The sequence below is a fragment of the Helicobacter rappini genome (genome assembly GCF_900198625.1).
GTDB classification, from domain to species: Bacteria; Campylobacterota; Campylobacteria; order Campylobacterales; family Helicobacteraceae; genus Helicobacter_A; species Helicobacter_A rappini.
Window position 1 is genome coordinate 1 of sequence record NZ_FZPK01000080.1, and the last position, 2,952, is coordinate 2,952.

At 30.3% G+C, this 2,952-nt stretch carries 6 protein-coding genes; all 6 read right to left on the bottom strand.

The features are described from left to right. Positions 1 to 17: 17 nt before the first annotated feature. Genes C6H17_RS11655 through C6H17_RS11680 form a run of 6 tightly spaced genes read right to left on the bottom strand, consistent with a single transcriptional unit; the run spans position 18 to position 2,928 of the window. Complete coding sequence (locus C6H17_RS11655; protein WP_020995733.1) at positions 18 to 449, bottom strand: hypothetical protein; 432 nt, start codon at positions 447 to 449, stop codon at positions 18 to 20. Continuing rightward, positions 439 to 942 carry a hypothetical protein gene (locus tag C6H17_RS11660; protein ID WP_005220085.1) on the bottom strand — a complete coding sequence of 168 codons (504 nt, stop codon included), beginning with the start codon at positions 940 to 942 and terminating at the stop codon, positions 439 to 441. Before C6H17_RS11660 ends, C6H17_RS11655 begins: the two co-directional genes overlap by 11 nt. Next, entirely contained in the window at positions 939 to 1,328 is a 390-nt protein-coding gene (locus tag C6H17_RS11665) for a hypothetical protein (RefSeq protein ID WP_020995734.1), read from the bottom strand. Before C6H17_RS11665 ends, C6H17_RS11660 begins: the two co-directional genes overlap by 4 nt. Further along, entirely contained in the window at positions 1,325 to 1,891 is a 567-nt protein-coding gene (locus C6H17_RS11670; protein WP_020995735.1) for a hypothetical protein, read from the bottom strand. The genes C6H17_RS11665 and C6H17_RS11670 overlap by 4 nt, the downstream gene beginning before the upstream one ends. After that, the gene (locus C6H17_RS11675; RefSeq protein ID WP_020995736.1) at positions 1,888 to 2,364 is read right to left on the bottom strand and encodes a hypothetical protein; all 477 of its coding nucleotides are present in this window, start codon (positions 2,362 to 2,364) and stop codon (positions 1,888 to 1,890) included. Before C6H17_RS11675 ends, C6H17_RS11670 begins: the two co-directional genes overlap by 4 nt. Positions 2,365 to 2,367: 3 nt before the next feature. Further along, a complete protein-coding gene (locus C6H17_RS11680; protein ID WP_020995737.1) occupies positions 2,368 to 2,928 on the bottom strand; it encodes a hypothetical protein in 561 nt (186 codons plus the stop codon). Positions 2,929 to 2,952: the final 24 nt, after the last annotated feature.

Consider the following 2,952-nt stretch of genomic DNA (forward strand, 5'->3'; position numbering starts at 1 on the left):
TCCATAAAATATTTTTTTCAATTTAATTTCCTGATTAACTCTTTAGTTTCTTTATCTTGAAATAAACAAGCGTGGAAACCCTTTTGCTGTTTATTATTTTTGTTATCAAACTTAGGATAGAAATCTAGTAAATCATATTTTTCAAAGAAATTTTTAGCTTGAAGTGGAGCAAAATCACCTTTGAGTTTGTTTATTACATTAAGTTTGTTTGTCCTTGAGTCAATATGGCACACTTCATAACCATTAAATGTGATATTCATAATATCAACGAGAGTAATTTCTTTTGTAACAAAGTTTCCACTAGAATCTGTTTTATTTTTGCCATATTCATCTTTCAATATGATGAATAATTGATTAGCATCCGTTGTCATTAAATCATAATACCCATAAGCAGCTTGAGCTAGTTCTGCATTGTCTTTGAGCTTGTTTATTAATATCTTACTTTGCAATGTTTAAATCCTTATTTTTCATTGATTTTTCAAGTTTTCGTACTTGTCTTTTTATTTTATTGATATTGTTAAGTTCTATAATTCCATTTTTCTCTTCTTCAATTAGTTCTTTTAAAGCTTTCAATTTCAATACCCTTGAATCTATATATTTTTTATCCCACTCCTCTTCACTCAAATATTTTTTATCCCATTTTTTGTAAAAATAATTACAATTTATCCATTGCTTCTCAAAATGTAAGTCGTCCAAATGTCCAGCTGGTTCATATCTACCATTATACCAAACTCCATAAGTAAATCCATTTTTAACTCGGTATGTATGTATGGCTTCAACATTTCCCATGCCTTTGAAAATAAAATCATATTCCATTTTGCACATCTTTTTAAACTTATGATAGCTAGGCTGAAAAGAATAAGGCACAAGCCACCCCCAACCACAGCCATTAAAACACAACAAAACAAAACCAGAGATTGTAATATGTAAAAGCTTTTTCATTTTATACCATCACATTTAGATTCTGTGCTTATTATAGCTAAAGTAAATTCTTTAGATTCTTTATTTTGAAAGAGAGTTGCAGAGAATCCTGATTCTGTATTTGGTTGATGGATGAGTAAATCATAGCGAGAAAAGAATCTTTTGGCTTGGAGTGGGGAGAAGTCGCCTTTGAGATTCTCTGTGTTAAAAAATGTGCTATCTTGTGTTTCATAATCTTTGTATGTAATGTCTAGTATGTCGTGGAGGGTTATGGGCTTATTTCTTTTATCGCCATATTTTTCATCATCTTTTATTTTTTTACCAATTAAATCATAATATCCATAGGCTGCCCAAGCAAGATATGCGTTATCTCTCAAGGCTTCTATGATTTGTTTATTTGTTTTCATGGCATAAACTCCCATTCGGGTCTCATTATATCAAAAAAACTCGCAGCACTATCATCAAACCTAAATGTATCGTTATACCAATAGATAATAGGATAAAACTTAACTATATTTTCCACTCCTATGGGTTTATCTGTATCAAAAACAATACTCGCACCGCCCATCGCTATCCTCTTGTTGATTATGATGACATTGATGCTCCTATGTCTTTTGTTTATAATTTCCCCATCTTTTGGCTCTAAATTCAAAACCCTATAATTTGGGACCATAGGATTACTAACTTTAACAAGATTTTTTTGTATTTCTTCCCAATCATTTAGAGTCAAGTTAAAGTAAGCGAGCAAATTTTCATACTTTTTTGTGATTTTATTTTTCTTTTTTTCATTTGTCATTAATTCTCTAAATTTTTCTCTATCTTTCCATTCTCCATCATAAGTCAGGTTTTTGTTTAGGCTTCTTGCTTCCCAATAACTTGGATAGAAATATTTTTGCACATTCATTGAGGCACACCCACTAAACACGACTGCCACAAATAAAGCACTTATGATTACATACACCATTCTCACACTATTTCCTTTGTAGATTCTGTGCCTCTAAAAGCGATGATGTATTCAAAGTGTTTCTTAAACTCTTTTGTGTTTGTAGTTGTATTAGATTCTTTTATATCATAAAATATCGTAGCAGAGAATCCACTTAGTGTATTTGGGATATGATGGATTAATTCGTAGCGTTCCAAAAATCTTTTTGCTTGTGTGGGAGTGAAGTCGCCATCTAAGAAGTGTTTATGATACCAAGAATCTTGAGGCTTGTCATTTTCATCTTTAAAGTATTTGTATTCTATATTGAGAATGTCGGTGGGAGTGGGGAATAAAGATTGGGTTTTATCATCTTTTAATTCTCTAAAATACTCTAATCTTTCTGTATCTGTGTTATCTTTATTAAAATCATACTTAGAATCTGCTAAGTGGAAATAGCCATAAGCTGCCATTGCTAACTCTGCGTTATCTTTTAGTCTATTAATCATTTCTTTGTTTTTCATTGTTTAGTCCTTTTTGAAATATATGCAACTTATTGGGACACTTCCTAAAAAAAATCCAGTTCCCTCATTACCTGCTGGGAGTGGTCTTATTTTATCCCAATTAACATAAAACATTATATTTTTAATATTATCTCTTCTTGCTTGATTATCTTTAAAAAGTAATGTAAAATCCTGATATATTCTATCATGATACTTCTCGAATTCATACCAATATGTTCCTCTATCATTAACTTTTAAATTCTCCTGAATATACTCCCAATCTAAACTCTCCAAATCCGTATCAAAATACTTTAACACTTTATTATAATATTCCTCATCAAGCTTACCACCATTAGCTTGGTAAATCTCTGGGTTTAGTTGGCATATTTCTTTAAACTTATGATAACTCGGCTCTAAATAGTAAGAATAGGGCGTATGGTAAAATATAATCAACCCAATACTTCCAAGAAAAACTAAAAACTTTGAGATTTTCTTTTTAGATTTAAAAATGATTCTATAAATAAATTTTAATATAAGATATGAAAGAATAGTAGAAATTGACATTAAAAGAAAGATATAAATCATTGGGCTACCTTTTTAGATTCTGTG

Bases quoted from the DNA above. Each gene is read 5' to 3' on its own strand.
- C6H17_RS11660 (WP_005220085.1), bottom strand. From the start codon at position 942: ATGAAAAAGCTTTTACATATTACAATCTCTGGTTTTGTTTTGTTGTGT.
- C6H17_RS11665 (WP_020995734.1), bottom strand. From the start codon at position 1,328: ATGAAAACAAATAAACAAATCATAGAAGCCTTGAGAGATAACGCATAT.
- C6H17_RS11675 (WP_020995736.1), bottom strand. From the start codon at position 2,364: ATGAAAAACAAAGAAATGATTAATAGACTAAAAGATAACGCAGAGTTA.
- C6H17_RS11680 (WP_020995737.1), bottom strand. From the start codon at position 2,928: ATGATTTATATCTTTCTTTTAATGTCAATTTCTACTATTCTTTCATAT.